The sequence below is a fragment of the Hydrogenophaga sp. ANAO-22 genome, assembly GCF_042466645.1.
GTDB lineage: Bacteria > Pseudomonadota > Gammaproteobacteria > Burkholderiales > Burkholderiaceae_C > Hydrogenophaga.
Map to the genome: position 1 here is coordinate 536504 of NZ_CP159956.1, position 13899 is coordinate 550402.

General features: G+C 70.3%; 14 protein-coding genes. 9 read left to right on the forward strand and 5 right to left on the reverse strand.

The annotated features are described in order from the left end of the window. The first annotated feature begins 49 nt into the window (after positions 1–49). From ABSY19_RS02350 to ABSY19_RS02370, 5 genes are read left to right on the forward strand one after another with little or no spacing between them, the layout of a single operon-like run. Positions 50–931 carry a TauD/TfdA dioxygenase family protein gene (locus tag ABSY19_RS02350; protein ID WP_382158704.1) on the forward strand — a complete coding sequence of 294 codons (882 nt, stop codon included), beginning with the start codon at positions 50–52 and terminating at the stop codon, positions 929–931. Positions 932–942: 11 nt separating this feature from the next. After that, on the forward strand, positions 943–1950 hold the full coding sequence (locus ABSY19_RS02355; protein WP_382158706.1) for an ABC transporter substrate-binding protein: 1008 nt from the start codon (positions 943–945) through the stop codon (positions 1948–1950). Between the two features lies 1 nt (position 1951). Continuing rightward, positions 1952–2848 (forward strand): ABC transporter ATP-binding protein, encoded by an 897-nt coding sequence (locus tag ABSY19_RS02360; RefSeq protein WP_382158708.1) that lies wholly within the window; start codon positions 1952–1954, stop codon positions 2846–2848. A 22-nt stretch (positions 2849–2870) separates the two neighbouring features. Continuing rightward, positions 2871–3719 carry an ABC transporter permease gene (locus ABSY19_RS02365; protein ID WP_382164009.1) on the forward strand — a complete coding sequence of 283 codons (849 nt, stop codon included), beginning with the start codon at positions 2871–2873 and terminating at the stop codon, positions 3717–3719. Then, a complete protein-coding gene (locus ABSY19_RS02370) occupies positions 3716–5239 on the forward strand; it encodes an FAD/NAD(P)-binding protein (RefSeq protein ID WP_382158710.1) in 1524 nt (507 codons plus the stop codon). The genes ABSY19_RS02365 and ABSY19_RS02370 overlap by 4 nt, the downstream gene beginning before the upstream one ends. Here ABSY19_RS02370 and ABSY19_RS02375 read toward each other — a convergent pair. Genes ABSY19_RS02375 through ABSY19_RS02390 form a run of 4 tightly spaced genes read right to left on the reverse strand, consistent with a single transcriptional unit; the run spans position 5158 to position 8331 of the window. Continuing rightward, the gene (locus tag ABSY19_RS02375; RefSeq protein WP_382158712.1) at positions 5158–5592 is read right to left on the reverse strand and encodes a tetratricopeptide repeat protein; all 435 of its coding nucleotides are present in this window, start codon (positions 5590–5592) and stop codon (positions 5158–5160) included. The genes ABSY19_RS02370 and ABSY19_RS02375 overlap by 82 nt on opposite strands. Further along, entirely contained in the window at positions 5593–6387 is a 795-nt protein-coding gene (locus ABSY19_RS02380; RefSeq protein WP_382158714.1) for an ABC transporter ATP-binding protein, read from the reverse strand. It lies immediately after the preceding gene. Between the two features lie 5 nt (positions 6388–6392). Then, on the reverse strand, positions 6393–7232 hold the full coding sequence (locus tag ABSY19_RS02385; protein ID WP_382158716.1) for an ABC transporter permease: 840 nt from the start codon (positions 7230–7232) through the stop codon (positions 6393–6395). A gap of 7 nt (positions 7233–7239) precedes the next feature. Further along, positions 7240–8331, reverse strand: coding sequence for an ABC transporter substrate-binding protein (locus ABSY19_RS02390; RefSeq protein WP_382158718.1), 1092 nt, complete (start codon positions 8329–8331; stop codon positions 7240–7242). Positions 8332–8505: 174 nt separating this feature from the next. On the opposite strand from ABSY19_RS02390, the gene ABSY19_RS02395 reads away from it, so the two are divergent. The 4 genes from ABSY19_RS02395 to ABSY19_RS02410 all read left to right on the forward strand — a co-directional run bounded on the left by ABSY19_RS02395 (position 8506) and on the right by ABSY19_RS02410 (position 12298). Next, entirely contained in the window at positions 8506–9351 is an 846-nt protein-coding gene (locus tag ABSY19_RS02395) for a substrate-binding periplasmic protein (protein WP_382158720.1), read from the forward strand. Next, complete coding sequence (locus tag ABSY19_RS02400; RefSeq protein ID WP_382158722.1) at positions 9348–10358, forward strand: cytochrome-c peroxidase; 1011 nt, start codon at positions 9348–9350, stop codon at positions 10356–10358. Before ABSY19_RS02395 ends, ABSY19_RS02400 begins: the two co-directional genes overlap by 4 nt. A 117-nt stretch (positions 10359–10475) precedes the next feature. Continuing rightward, positions 10476–11249, forward strand: coding sequence for an SDR family oxidoreductase (locus ABSY19_RS02405; RefSeq protein ID WP_382158724.1), 774 nt, complete (start codon positions 10476–10478; stop codon positions 11247–11249). A 149-nt stretch (positions 11250–11398) separates the two neighbouring features. Then, positions 11399–12298, forward strand: a complete 900-nt coding sequence (locus tag ABSY19_RS02410) for a LysR family transcriptional regulator (protein WP_382158726.1) — start codon at positions 11399–11401, stop codon at positions 12296–12298. Here ABSY19_RS02410 and ABSY19_RS02415 read toward each other — a convergent pair whose 3' ends face one another. Beyond that, positions 12299–13651, reverse strand: a complete 1353-nt coding sequence (locus ABSY19_RS02415) for an LLM class flavin-dependent oxidoreductase (RefSeq protein ID WP_382158728.1) — start codon at positions 13649–13651, stop codon at positions 12299–12301. Positions 13652–13899 lie beyond the last annotated feature (248 nt).

The window sequence follows — 13899 nt, forward strand, 5'->3', positions numbered from 1 at the left end:
GATAAGGATCGTTCCCTGGGCGCGATGGGCTGCCTAGCATGGGCGGACCATGATTCTTGTAGAGCTTCCCCCCGTGCGGCAGGACTTTCACATCCAGCCCCTGAGCGACGCGCTCGGCGCCGAGGTGCTGGGCCTGGACCTCGCCGCGCCCCTGTCCGACGACGACTTCGCCCGCCTGCACCGCGCCCATCTCAGGCACCACGTGCTGGTGTTCCGCGACCAGCGCATCACCCCCGCGCAACAGGTCGCCTTCAGCGCGCGCTGGGGCCCGCTGCAGCGCCATGTGCTGCACCAGTTCGCCCACCCCGAACAGCCCGAGGTGCTGATCGTCAGCAACATCGTGGAGAACGGCAAACCCATCGGCCTGGGCGATGCGGGTGTGTTCTGGCACTCGGACCTGTCGTACAAGGAGCGGCCCAGCCTGGGCTCCTTCCTGCACGCGCAGGAACTGCCCGCCGAGGGCGGTGACACCCTGTTCGCCAACCAGCACCTGGCCTGGGACGAACTGCCCGAGCGGCTGCGCGGCGCGGTGCAGGGCGAGCGCGCCGAGCACAGCTACCTCAAGGTGTACGCCGAGCTGCAGCGCCGCAGCCCCTGGCGGCCCAACCTCTCGCCCGAGCAGATCGCCGCCGTGCCCACCGTGAGCCACCCCATCGTGCGCACGCACCCGGAAACCGGCCGCCAGGCGCTGTTCGTCAGCGAACACTTCACCACCCGCGTGGTCGGCCTGCCCGACGACGAAAGCGAGGCGCTGCTGCAGGCCCTGTACGCCCACAGCACGCAGGAGCGCTACATCTACCGCCACCGCTGGCTGCCAGGCGACATGGTGTTCTGGGACAACCGCTCGGTGCTGCACCTGGCCGCGGGTTGCCCGCCCGACCAGCGCCGCCGCCTGTTCCGTACCACGATCGAAGGCCACGTGCCGTTCTAGAAAGAAACACCATGAAAAAACACACGTTCATCCACGGCCTGCTGGCCGCCGCGCTGACCGCTGGCGCGTCGTTCGCGGCCCACGCCGAAGGCCAGATCCGCATCGCCCAGCAGTTCGGCGTGGTCTACCTGCTGCTCAATGTGGCGGAAGAACAGAAGCTGATCGAGAAACACGGCAAGGCTGCCGGCCTGGACGTGAAGGTGGAGTTCGTGCGCCTCTCGGGCGGCAGCGCGGTGAACGACGCGCTGCTCTCGGGCCAGATCGACATCGCCGGCGCGGGCGTGGGCCCGCTGCTGACCATCTGGGACCGCACCAAGGACAAGCAGAACGTGCGCGGCGTCGCCTCGCTGGGCAACTTCCCGTATTACCTGGTGAGCAACAACCCGGCCGTGAAGACGATTGCCGACTTCAGCGACAAGGACCGCATCGCCCTGCCCGCCGTGGGCGTGTCGGTGCAGTCGCGCGTGCTGCAGCTCGCCTCGGCCCAGCGCTGGGGCAACGACCAGTACAACAAGCTCGACAAGCTGCAGGTGGCCGTGCCCCACCCGGACGCCACGGCCGCGATCATCAAGGGCGGCACCGAGATCACGGCGCACTTCGGCAACCCGCCGTTCCAGAACCAGGCGCTGGCAGGCAACCCGAACGCGCGCATCGTGCTCAACAGCTACGACGTGCTCGGCGGCCCCTCGTCGGCAACCGTGCTGTACGCGACCGAGAAATTCCGCAACGACAACCCCAAGACCTACCGCGCCTTCACCGCCGCGCTGCAGGAAGCCGCCCAGTACATCACCGCCAACCCCGAGGGCGCGGCCGACATCTACCTGCGCACCGGCCAGGGCGCGATCGACCGCCAGCTGCTGCTCTCCATCATCAAGAACCCCGAAGTGCAGTTCAAGCTCGCGCCGCAGAACACCTTCAAGCTCGCGACCTTCATGCACGGCATCGGCGCGATCAAGAACAAGCCCGCCTCGGCGAAGGACTACTTCTTCGACGACGCCCACAGCGCGGCCGCGAACTGACATGAACCCGGCCCACGTGCTGCAGCGCCACGCCATCGGCACGCCGATGCAGGACCTGCTGCGCGCCACGCGCGAGCAGGAGGGCGGCGCGGTGTTCGGCCCCGAGAAAGTGCCCACGGCCGCCCTGCCCCGGCCGCTGCTGGACTTCGACAAGGTCTCGCTGGAATACGCGACCGACCAGCAGGTGGTGCGCGCCACGCACCGCGTGAGCCTGTCGGTGTTCGAGGCCGAGCGTTATGTGCTGCTCGGGCCTTCGGGCTGCGGCAAGAGCACGCTGCTGAAGGCGGCGGCCGGTTTCATCGCACCGCGCGAGGGCCAGATCCGGCTCGACGGCCAGGCCATCACCGGCCCGGGGCCGGACCGCATCGTGGTGTTCCAGGAATTCGACCAGCTGCCGCCCTGGAAGACGGTGCTGGGCAATGTGATGTTCCCGCTGCGCGCCACCGGGCGCCTGGCCCGCGCGGAAGCGCTGGAGCGCGCGCACGCGGTGCTCGAACAGGTGGGCCTGGCCGATTTCGCGAACGCCTACCCGCACCAGCTCTCGGGCGGCATGAAGCAGCGCGTGGCGATCGCCCGCGCCCTGGCCATGCAGCCGCGCGTGCTGCTGATGGACGAGCCCTTCGCCTCGCTGGACGCCCTCACGCGCCGGCGCATGCAGGAAGAGCTGCTCGCGCTGTGGGAGACGGTGCGCTTCACGCTGCTGTTCGTCACGCACTCCATTGAAGAAGCCCTGGTGGTGGGCAGCCGCATCGGTGTGCTCTCGCCGCACCCGGGGCGCCTGCGCGCCGAGATCCAGGCGCACGAATTCGGCCTGGGCAGCAGCGGCGGCCCCGCCTTCCAGGCCGCCACCCAACGCATCCACGGCCTGCTGTTCGGGCCCGAGACCCTCCACCCATGAGCCTGGCCGACGCCCTGCCCCGATCCGGCCCGAGGCCGAATACCCGCTGCCCGCGCTGGGCGACACACCGGCCGAGCGCCCCCTGCCCTGGCAGCGCCGCGTGTGGCAGCAGGCCTGGGTGCGAAAGACCCTGATCCTGCTCGCGCTGGCGCTGCTGTGGGAAGTGCTCGCGCGCTGGCAGGACAACGACCTGCTGCTGCCCACCTTCGCGCAGACCGCGCGCGCCTTCGCCGAGGGTCTGGCGGGCGGCGAGCTGCTGCTGCGCGCCCGCGCTTCGCTGGCCGTGCTGCTGCAGGGCTACCTGCTCGGCATCGTGGCGGCCTTCGTGCTCACCACGCTGGCCGTGTCCACCCAGATCGGGCGCGACCTGCTGGCCACGCTCACCTCCATGTTCAACCCGCTGCCAGCCATCGCGCTGCTGCCGCTGGCGCTGCTCTGGTTCGGTCTGGGCAACGGCAGCCTGGTCTTCGTGCTGGTGCACTCGGTGCTGTGGCCGCTGGCCCTGGCCACCTTCGCGGGCTTCCAGGCCGTGCCCGAGACCCTGCGCATGGCCGGGCGCAACTACGGGCTGCGCGGCGTGCGCTACGTGCTGCTGATCCTGGTGCCCTCGGCCCTGCCGGCCATCCTCTCGGGCCTGAAGATCGGCTGGGCTTTCGCCTGGCGCACCCTGATCGCCGCCGAGCTGGTCTTCGGCGTGTCCTCCGGCAAGGGCGGCCTGGGCTGGTACATCTTCCAGAACCGCAACGAGCTCTACACCGACAAGGTGTTCGCCGGCCTGGTGATGGTGATCCTCATCGGCCTGCTGGTGGAGAACGTGGTGTTCCAGACGGTTGAAAAACTCACCATCCGCCGCTGGGGCGTGGCGCGATGAGCGCGCCGCGCCGCATCACCATCGTCGGCGGTGGTTTCTCGGGCGTGAGCGCGGCCGTGCAGCTGGTGCGCCACAGCCCGGTGCCGCTGGCGGTCACGCTGATCGAATCGCGCGACCGCGTCGGCCCCGGCCTGGCCTATGCCACGCACGACCCCGACCACCGCCTCAACGGACCGACCTGGGTGCACGCGGTCGACCCCGTCGACGGCGAGCACTTCACGCGCTGGTGCGAAACGCACGGCGTGTTCGAGGCCGACCCGCAGGCCGTGCAGGCCAATGGCACGGCCTTCGTGCGCCGCGCGGTGCTGGGTGCCTACCTCGAAGCCATGGTGCGCGGCCACGCCAGCTGGGCGGCCACGGGCTCGACCATCCGCACCCTGCAGGACCGCGCCGTGCACGCCTGGGAGGCCGACGGCGAGGTCACCACCGTCACCGAACACGGGCAGACGCTGACGGCCGACCTGCTGGTGCTCGCCACCGGCAACGCCGAGCCGCGCCTGCAGGCCCCGCTGGACCCGGCACTGGCGCAACACCCGGGCGTGATCGAGAACCCGCTGGTGACCGCGCGGCTGCTGGGCATTCCGCGCGACGCGCGCGTGCTCATCATCGGCAGCGGCCTGACCTCGCTGGACGTGGTCTCCACGCTGCAGCGGCAAGGCCACGCGGGCGGCGTCACGGTGGTCTCGCGCCGGGGCCTGCGCCCACGCGCGCAACCGCTGGCCAGCGGCGTGGTGGCCCACCCGGTGGGCCGCCAGAACCTGGACCGCCTGCTCGGCCCCGCGCCCGCTTTCCTCACCGAGGTGAAGCCCGAGCTGCGCACCTGGATCAAGACCCTGCGCGCGCGCATCCGCGACAGCGTGGCGCGCGGCGAGAACTGGAATGTGCCCTTCGACGAGCTGCGCGACGCCGTGTGGCAGCTCTGGCCCACGCTGCCGCCGGCGCAGCAGCGCCGCTTCCTGCGCAGCGTGCGCCCCTGGTACGACGTGCACCGCTTCCGTTCGCCACCGCAGACGGAAGCCATCCACCGCGAAGCCCTGGCCGCCGGCCGGGTGGTGCACCTGGCGGCGCGGCTGCGCTCGCTGGCGGTGCAGGCCGGCACGCACCGCATCGACGCCGTGCTGCAGCCCTCGGGCGGCGGCGCGCCGCGCACCGAGGCCTTCGACGTGGTGGTGAACTGCACCGGGCTGGACGCCACCGGGCGCACCGCCGGCAACCCCCTGCTGCAGGCCCTGGTGTCGCACGGCACGCTGCGCGCGGACGCCTGCGGCATCGGCTACGCGGTGGATCCGAACTGCCGCGTGATCGACAGCGAAGGCGAAGCGCTGTCGCGCATCCGCCTGATCGGCCCGCCCACGCTGGGCACCTTCGGCGACCCGGGCGGGGCCATGTTCATCGCGGCGCAGATCCACCGCATGCTGCCGGACGTGTTCGGGACGCTTCAGCGCCCGGCCTTGTCGACCGCCTTCTTGAGCAGCTCGTATTCCGCGCAGGGCTTGGCGGTGCAGAGCAATTCCAGGTAGCGCAGGTTCTTGCGCGCGCCGGCCACGTCGCCCAGCGCCAGGAACAGCTCGCCCTGGTACTCCAGCGCGGGCCGGTGCTCGGGGTCGTACAGCAGGGCTTCGCGGTACCAGCGCCCCGCTTCCTCGTAGCGCTTGAGCTGGCGCAAGCTGTAGCCGAGCAGGTTGTAGACCTCGGCGTGCTGCACGGTCTCGCTCAGCGCCGTGAGCCGCTGCACCGCCTTGGTGTAGTCGCCGGCGTACACCAGCGCGCGCACGGCGGAGAGGTCGGGCAAATCGGACGACGGCGGCGCGCCCGCCGCGCCCAGCGCCAGCGGCGCGGCCGCCAGGGCGGCGGTGATGAGCCACCGCCTCATTCAGGCCTCCGCCAGTTGCGCGGCCGCGTGCGGCACCACCTCGCCCATGGCCACCAGGATCTCGCGCTTGAGCGCCGCGAACGCCGGGCTCACGCGGTCGCGCAGGCCGGGTGGCAGGTCCACCTTCACCTGTTTGACGATGCGGCCGGGGTTGGCGTTCATCACGATCACGGTGTCGCTCAGAAAGATGGCCTCGTCCACATCGTGCGTGACCAGGATCATGGTCACACCCTCGGCGCGCCAGATGCGCAGCAGCTCTTCCTGCAGGCGCACGCGCGTGAGCGCGTCCAGCGCGCCCAGGGGTTCGTCGAGCAGCAGGATCTCGGGCTGGCCGACCAGGCCGCGCGCGATCGCGCCGCGCTGCGCCATGCCGCCCGAGAGCTCGTGCGGGTAGGCTTTCTCGAAGCCCTGCAGGCCCACCAGATCGATGTGCGACTGGATGGTGCGGCGCTGCTGCTCGGGCGGGAGCGTGGAATTGGTCAGCGCCAGGCCGATGTTCTGCTCCAGCGTCATCCAGGGCAGCAGGCGGTGGTCCTGGAACACGATGCCGCGCGAGAGGCTGGTGCCGGCGATGCGCTCGCCGTGCAGCAGGATGTCGCCCTCGTAGTCCTTGTCCAGACCGAGGATGAGCCGCAGCAGCGTGGACTTGCCGCAGCCGCTGGGGCCGACCAGCGTCACGAAGGCGCCGGGCTCGACGTCGAGGCTGGCGTTGACCAGCGCGTCCAGGCGAGGGCGGCCCGGCACGGCATAGCTTTTGGAGACGGCCTTGACTTCAAGGCGACCGGGTTCTGCCATGGTGTTTATCCTTCAAAGCCTTGTTTCCAGCGCAGCACGCGGCGCTGCAGCAGGTACATGGTGCGGTCGATGCCGAAGCCCACCAGGCCGATGATCACCATGCAGACCAGCAGCTGGTCGGTGAGCAGCAGGCCCTGCGCGCGAAAGATCAGAAAGCCCAGGCCTTCGAGGCCGCTCAGGCCTTCGGCCACCACCACCAGCGCCCAGGCCAGGCCGGCCGCGTAGCGCAGCGAGACCATGATGGTCGGCGTGGCGGCCGGCAGGATGATCTTGCGCACCAGCTGCCAGCGGGTGAGCGTCATCACCTCGGCCAGCTCGATGTAGCTCTTGTCCACGCTGCGGATGCCCTGCAGCGTGTTGAGAAAGACCGGGAAGAACACGGTCTTGGCGATCACCAGGATCTTGGCCGGCGCACCCAGGCCCAGCCACAACACGATCAGCGGAAACCAGGCGATGCCGGGGATGTGGCGGATGGTGTCGAAGGTGGGCGAGAGGAATTGTTCGAAGCGCTTGGAGAGGCCCGCGCCCACGCCCAGCACCACGGCGGCGAAGGCGCCGTACAGGAAACCCTGCGCGACGAGGGACAGGCTGACGGCGAAGTCCCAGAGCAGCTTCTGCTCCGTCAGCATCTTGAAGAAGGCCTCCACCACCTTGATGGGGGCGGGCAGGAAGACCGGGTCGATCCATTCCAGGCTGGCCGCCGTCTGCCACAGCAGCAGCACCCCGGCCGGCAGCAGGAAGCCGATCGCGCGGCTGGGCGCCAGCCATTGCTGGAGCTTCGTCGCGAAGGACGTAGCTTCCGACGCTGGCGCCGTGGAGGGAAGGGTTTGCGTCAGCGTGTTCATGGCGCGCTCAGTGGTAGATCGAGTGCGAACCGCCGGCGAAGAAGCGGCCGTCCACGAAGGCATCCACCTGCGCGTCGGTCAGGCGGCGTTCGCTCAGGATGTCGTCGCCCTGCTTCACGTACCAGTCGATGAAGGTCTTGATGGAGTTGCGCGCGCGCTGGGCGTTGGGCTCGCCGGCCATGAACTCCCATTGGCCCAGGTGGGTGATCTGGAACTTGGCCACTTCCACCGGCACGCGGGTTTCGCGCGAGACGATCTTGGCGGCCTCGTCCACGTTGTCCAGCGTCCAGGCCATGGCGCGTTCGCGCGAGGCCAGGAAGGCTTTGACCGCGTCGGGGTACTTGTTGACGAACTCGCGCTTGGCGAAATACGTGACGCGGCCCGCGTGGTTCACGTACACGCCGTCGTCCGGCACGTGGCCGATCACCTTGAGCTTGCCCGAGAGCCAGGCGCCGGTGGCATTGCCCGCGGCCAGGTGGGTGGTGGTGGCATCGAGCGCGCCGGAGATCACCGCCGAGATCGCCACGGTGGGGTTGTCGATCGATTCGTAGCGCACGCGGCCCTTGGTCTGGCGCGTGTCCAGCGGCAGGCCCACCGAGTTCAAGGCTTCGGTGGGGGCGGACCAGTAGCAGCTGATGCGGCTGCTGCCGAACTTCTTGCCGTCCAGATCGGCCAGCGTGTTCACCGACTTGTTCGACACGGCGGCGAGCACCGGCGCGCGGTAGCGGTTGGAGGTCTCGGAGGCCCAGATGATCACGCCGTCCAGACCGTTGGCGCGGTGCACCGTGGCCGGGTAGATCATGCGCTGCGCGATCGAGATCGCGCCCTTGCTGAGGGCGCCCGTTTCGGCGCCCACCAGCTCCGCACCGCCCGAGGCGATGAGGTTGACTTCCTTGGTGCCCACCTTGCCGAACTCTTCCTTGAAGATGCCCTTCTCGCGGGCGATCACCGTCCACGGTGTGAGCTGCAGGTTGATCGCCGGCAGCACCTCGGCGGCGGCGGTGCCGGCCTGGCCGATCAGGCCCAGGGCCAGGGCGGCGGCGCCGCTCAGGGCGCGCAGGCGGTTGCGGGGGCTTCTGTGTTTCGTCACGACGGTCATGAGGTTCTCCAAGGGTTCGTCTGTCGGGGTGTGAATGACGCGCCGATTCTTGGGGCGCGGCGCGCGCCGGCCAACGAAGGAAAACGGACACCGATATGCGGCCGCAAATGGCGCAGATGCTTATGCGCATTTCGAGCCACACGAACGCGGGGACGCGCCCAGAATGCCCTTCCCATGAGTTCCCTCGACGCTTCCCCCGGACGCCCGCTGCGCCCGCTGGCCTGGCTCACCGCGCTGGGCATCGGCGCGCTGTGCGCGGCGGTGTTCATGGCGATCGAATCGCGCGCCGCCGCGGCCGTGCCCCTGCCGCTGAAGCAGCTGCGCATCGGCGTGGCGCCCACCACCCTGCCCGTGAGCACCGGCGAGCGCGACTACACCAACGCCGGCTTCGAGGCGGTCTACGCGCAGGAACTGGCGCGGCACCTGGGCGTGGACGCGCTCATCGTGCCGCTGCCGCCCGGCGCGCAGGCCCAGGCCCTGCGCCAGGGCGATGTGGACCTGGTGCTGACGCGCGCCGACGAGGCGCGCCAGAAGGAGGACGGTCTGCGCGTGCTGGCCACGGGCTACCAGTCGGGCCTGAGCGTTTCGATGCGCTCGGACACCGACGTGCGCGCCTGGACCGACCTGGCCGGGCGCGTGGTGTGCGTGACGGCCGACAATCCGCGCGCCCACGCGCAGGCGGAGCGCATCCAGGGACAACTCAAGGTCTTCGACGCGCCGGCCCAGGCCCTGGTGCAGGTGCGCACCGGCGAGTGCGCGGCGGCCATCCTCGACAGCTCGCAGCTGGAGCCGCTGCTGGCGCAGAAGGAATGGCGCAAGTTCTCCGCCACCCTGCCCGCCACGCGCGACAGCGCGCTGCAGGCCTGGCTGGCCGAGGGCCGCGACGAACTGGCCGCGCCCATCCGCGCCGCGGTGCAGGAGATCGGCTCGACGGCCGCCTGGGCGCAGCGGCGCCAGAAGTGGGCGGCCAACGTCGCGTTCGAGGTCTATTTCGACCAGACGGGGCCGGACTGCCATTGAGCCGGCGGTGGCTCACGGCGCTGGCGATCGCGCTCGGCCTGAGCGGCCCGGTGGTGGCGGGCGAGCCGCTGCGCGCCTTGTACGAGAAACCGGCCAGCCAATGGCCTGCGCCCTGGGTCGATGAAGGCGTGGCCTTCGTGGAGCTGGGGGCCTTGCCGCCACCGCCCGCGCCACCCGCCCACCTCGTGCAGCGGGGCCAGCGCCTGTTCTTCGACGCCCACCTGTCCGCGAGCGGCCGCGTGGCCTGTGCCAGCTGCCACCGGCCCGACCAGGGCTGGACCGTGCGCACGCCCACGGCCACCGGTGTGAGGGGCGCGCCGGGCCGGCGCAACCCGCCCGGCCTGCAGGACGTGGCCACGCGGGCGCACTGGGCCTGGGACGGCGCGGCCCGCTCGCTCGCGGAACAATCGCTGCGGCCCCTGACCGACCCGCGCGAGATGGCCAACGCCTCTCTCCACGCAGTCGGCCGGCGCATGGCCCTGTCACCCGCCCGGATCGGCGAGGCCCTCGCGGCCTTCCAGCACACGCTGCACGAACGCAGCCGCTTCGACCGCTTCGCGCAGGGCGAGCACCGCGCGCTGACCGACCTGGAACTCCAGGGCCTGCACCTGTTCCGCACGGCCGCGCGCTGCGCCAACTGCCACTTCGGCCCCACCCTGAGCGACGGCCGCTTCCACAACCTCGGCATCGCCTTCGTCGGCGAGCCTTCGCAGGACCTCGGCCGTTTCGAGGTGACGCGGCGGTGCGAGGACGTGGGCCGCTTTCGCACCGCCAGCCTGCGCGGGGTCTCGCGCACCGCGCCCTACATGCACCACGGCCTGTTCGATTCGCTGCAAGGCGTGTTGAACCTCTATGCTCGCGGCGGCGGCGACCCGCGCAATGGCCGCGCGGGCGTGGCGGCCGACCCGCTGTACGCCTGCGCGCAGCGCCTCTCGCCCCACCTGAAGCCGCTGCCGCTGAGCGCGGCGGACATCGCCGCGCTGCAGGCCTTTCTGCGGACCCTGTGAGCCCGGCATTGGACCGGTTTCCTGAACAATGCATCCAGCCCGCACGGGCTGATCTCCCGCCTGCCGCTGCCTAGACTGGGTGTTCCTTCCATCCATCCTTCACAGGGAAACATGACCATGGCACAGCACTCCATCGACGGCAAGGTGGTCCTCATCGCCGGCGGCGCCAAGAACCTCGGCGGCCTGATCGCCCGCGACCTCGCCCAACACGGCGCCCGCGCGGTCGCCATCCACTACAACAGCGCCGCCAGCAAGGCCGATGCCGACGCCACGGCGGGCGCCATCCGCGCCGCGGGCGCGCAGGCGGTCGCGATCCAGGCGGACCTCACCACGGCCGGTGCGGTCGAGAAACTGTTCGCCGACACCATCGCGGCCGTGGGCCGGCCCGACATCGCCATCAACACGGTGGGCAAGGTGCTCAAGAAGCCGTTCGCCGAGATCAGCGAGGCCGAGTACGACGAGATGGCCGCCGTCAATGCCAAGTCCGCCTTTTTCTTCCTCAAGGAAGCGGGCCGGCACGTCAACGACAACGGCAAGGTCTGCACCCTGGTGACCTCGCTGCTGGGGGCCTTCACACCCTTCTACGCGGCGTACGCGGGCACCAAGGCACCGGTGGAGCACTACACCCGCGCGGCGGCCAAGGAATTCGGCGCGCGCGGCATCTCGGTGACGGCCGTGGGCCCGGGCCCGATGGACACGCCCTTCTTCTACGGCCAGGAAGGCAGCGACGCGGTGGCGTACCACAGGACCGCCGCCGCCCTCTCGCCCCGTTCGAAGACGGGCCTGACCGACATCGAGGACGTGGTGCCCTTCATCCGCCATCTCGTGAGCGACGGCTGGTGGATCACGGGCCAGACGATCCTGATCAACGGCGGCTACACCACGAAGTAGTGACACCCCCCTGCGCCGCTGCGCGGCTTCCCCCCTCCGTGGCGCGCCTTCGGCGCTTCGAGGGGGGGACGGCATCTCGGGCCGGCGCAGCCGGACCCTGGATGCCTCTGGACGATACCAACCGCGCTGCCGTGGGCTAAATTCGGTTCATGGACAAGCTTGAGCAGTACCGGGTGTTCATTCAGGTCGCGGAGATGAGCAGCTTCATCAAGGCCGCGCACGCGCTGGAGCTGCCGCGCGCCTCGGTGTCGGCGGCCATTCAGCAGCTCGAGACCACCCTGGGCACGCGCCTGCTGCACCGCACGACCCGGCAGGTGCGGCCCACGGCCGATGGCCTGCAGCTGCTGGAGCGTGCGCGCGCGCTGCTGGCCGAGGCCGAGGACATCGACCAGCTGTTCCAGGCCGGCCAGCGCAAGGTGTCGGGGCGGCTCAAGGTGGATGTGCCCAGCCGCATCGCGCGCCGGCTGGTCGCGCCGGCCCTGCCGGGCTTCCTGCGCCGCTATCCCCGGCTGCAGGTGGCGCTGGGTTCGACCGACCGCGCCATCGATCTGGTGCAGGAAGGGGTGGACTGCGCGGTGCGCTTCGGCACCCTGCAGGACAGCAGCCTCGTGGTGCGCCCGCTCGGGCAAGTGGCGCTGATCAACTGCGCCAGCCCCGACTACCTGGCCGAGCATGGCGTGCCGGCGCAGCCCGACGATCTGGCGCGAGGGCACTGGGCGGTGGGCTACGCCTCCGCCTCCAACGGGCGCGAGCTGGCCTGGGAGCTTCCGCCCTCGGCCCAGTCGCTGCAGGTGCCCAGCCGCGTGCTCGTCAACAACGCCGAGAGCTACATCGCCTGCTGCGCGGCGGGCCTGGGCCTGATCCAGATCCCGCGCTTCGACGTGCAGCACCTGCTGGACCGGGGCCAGCTGGTCGAGGTGCTGCCCGGGTTCCGCGCGGCGGCCATGCCGGTGTCGCTGGTCTACCCGCACCGGCGGCAGCGCTCGCGCCGGCTCATCGCGTTCATCGAGTGGTTCGAGGCGCTGATGCAGCCGCACCTCGACCGCTGATCAGGCCGCCAGGCGCGCGGCCGCCGCGTGGCGGCCGACCGGGCGCTCCAGGCCGAGGTTCTCGCGCAGCGAGCGGCCTTCGTAGGCGGTGCGGAACAGGCCGCGGCGCTGCAGCTCGGGCACCACCAGGTCCACGAACTCGTTGAGCGAGGCGGGCAGCACCGGCGGCATCACGTTGAAGCCGTCGGCCGCGCCGTTCTCGAACCATTCCTGCATGCGGTCGGCGATGGTCTGTGGCGTGCCGATCACCACCCAGTGCCCGCGCGCACCCGCCAGGTATTCGTAGAGCTGGCGCACGGTGAAGCGCTCGCGGCGCGCGAGCTCGATCACCACGTGCGCGCGGCTGTTGACGCCCATGGGCGGCTCGGGGTAGTACGGCGGCGGCGCATCCAGGTTCCAGCGGCGCAGGTCTTCGCCGGGCCAGAACGGCACCAGGGTGGAGAGGCCCACCGAGGGGTGGATCAGCGCCTGCAGCTCGGCCCACTTGGCCTGCGCCTCGGCCTCGGTGCGGCCGATCACGGGCGAGATGCCGGGCAGCACCAGCAGCTGCTCGGGCCGGCGCCCGTACTTGGCCATGCGGCCCTTCACGTCCTGGTAGAAGGCCTGGGCTTCGGCCAGGCTGGTCCAGGCGGTGAAGATGGCCTCGGCGGTGGCGGCGGCGAGTTCCTTGCCGTCTTCGGACGAACCGGCCTGCACGATCACCGGGTGGCCCTGCGGCGAGCGCTCCAGGTTGAGCGGCCCCTTGACCTTGAGGTGCTTGCCGATGTGGTTGAGCTCGTGCAGCTTGGCCGGGTCGAAGTACACGCCGGACTCGCGGTCGCGCACGAAGGCGTCGTCCTCGAAGCTGTCCCACAGGCCCTTGACCACGTCCACGAACTCGGTGGCCTTGGCGTAGCGCTCGCCGGGCGAGGGGTGCGCGTCCAGGCCGAAGTTGCCGTGCACGCTGTCGTTGCTGGTGGTCACCACGTTCCAGGCCGCGCGGCCCTTGCTGATGTGGTCCAGCGAAGCGAACTTGCGCGCGAGCAGGTAGGGGTCTTCGTAGGTCGTGGACGCGGTGGCGACGAAGCCGATGTGTTTCGTCACCGCCGAGAGCGCGGCCCACAGCGTGACCGGTTCGAAGTGCGAGATGCGGCCCTGGCGGCTGAAGGACTCGTCGTCGCCCGTGCCCCAGATGCCCGGGCTGTCGGCGACGAAGACCTGGTCGAACAGGCCGCGCTCGGCCGTCTGCGCGACCTCGATGTAATGGTCGATGTTGGTGCCCGAGTCGATCTGCGAGCCCGGGTGGCGCCAGGCGGCGACGTGGTGGCCGGTGGCCATGATGAAGGCGCCAAGGCGCAGTTGTCGTTTGCTCATGCGGGTGTGCTCCCAGTGGATCGAGCCCGCCAATCTAGGCGCGCATGCGACCCCGAGGAAGGAAACAAACCGCATATCCATAGCCGTTCTGATTCGTTGCGGCAGCGCAGCGTGCGGCCTAGCATTCATGCACCGGTGTTGGAAACGACTGGTCCGGCCGATGCGGGGATGCAGAGAACCCTGGTTGTCTCCTGGGGGGAGGATTGCATCGGCCGGTTTTTTTTTGGAGCTTGACCCTGGCTCAGATG

Coding starts and splice junctions, on each gene's coding strand:
- ABSY19_RS02360 (WP_382158708.1), top strand. CDS start 1,952: ATGAACCCGGCCCACGTGCTGCAGCGCCACGCCATCGGCACGCCGATG.
- ABSY19_RS02415 (WP_382158728.1), bottom strand. CDS start 13,651: ATGAGCAAACGACAACTGCGCCTTGGCGCCTTCATCATGGCCACCGGC.
- ABSY19_RS02410 (WP_382158726.1), top strand. CDS start 11,399: ATGGACAAGCTTGAGCAGTACCGGGTGTTCATTCAGGTCGCGGAGATG.
- ABSY19_RS02390 (WP_382158718.1), bottom strand. CDS start 8,331: ATGACCGTCGTGACGAAACACAGAAGCCCCCGCAACCGCCTGCGCGCC.
- ABSY19_RS02350 (WP_382158704.1), top strand. CDS start 50: ATGATTCTTGTAGAGCTTCCCCCCGTGCGGCAGGACTTTCACATCCAG.
- ABSY19_RS02355 (WP_382158706.1), top strand. CDS start 943: ATGAAAAAACACACGTTCATCCACGGCCTGCTGGCCGCCGCGCTGACC.
- ABSY19_RS02385 (WP_382158716.1), bottom strand. CDS start 7,232: ATGAACACGCTGACGCAAACCCTTCCCTCCACGGCGCCAGCGTCGGAA.
- ABSY19_RS02375 (WP_382158712.1), bottom strand. CDS start 5,592: ATGAGGCGGTGGCTCATCACCGCCGCCCTGGCGGCCGCGCCGCTGGCG.
- ABSY19_RS02395 (WP_382158720.1), top strand. CDS start 8,506: ATGAGTTCCCTCGACGCTTCCCCCGGACGCCCGCTGCGCCCGCTGGCC.
- ABSY19_RS02370 (WP_382158710.1), top strand. CDS start 3,716: ATGAGCGCGCCGCGCCGCATCACCATCGTCGGCGGTGGTTTCTCGGGC.
- ABSY19_RS02405 (WP_382158724.1), top strand. CDS start 10,476: ATGGCACAGCACTCCATCGACGGCAAGGTGGTCCTCATCGCCGGCGGC.
- ABSY19_RS02380 (WP_382158714.1), bottom strand. CDS start 6,387: ATGGCAGAACCCGGTCGCCTTGAAGTCAAGGCCGTCTCCAAAAGCTAT.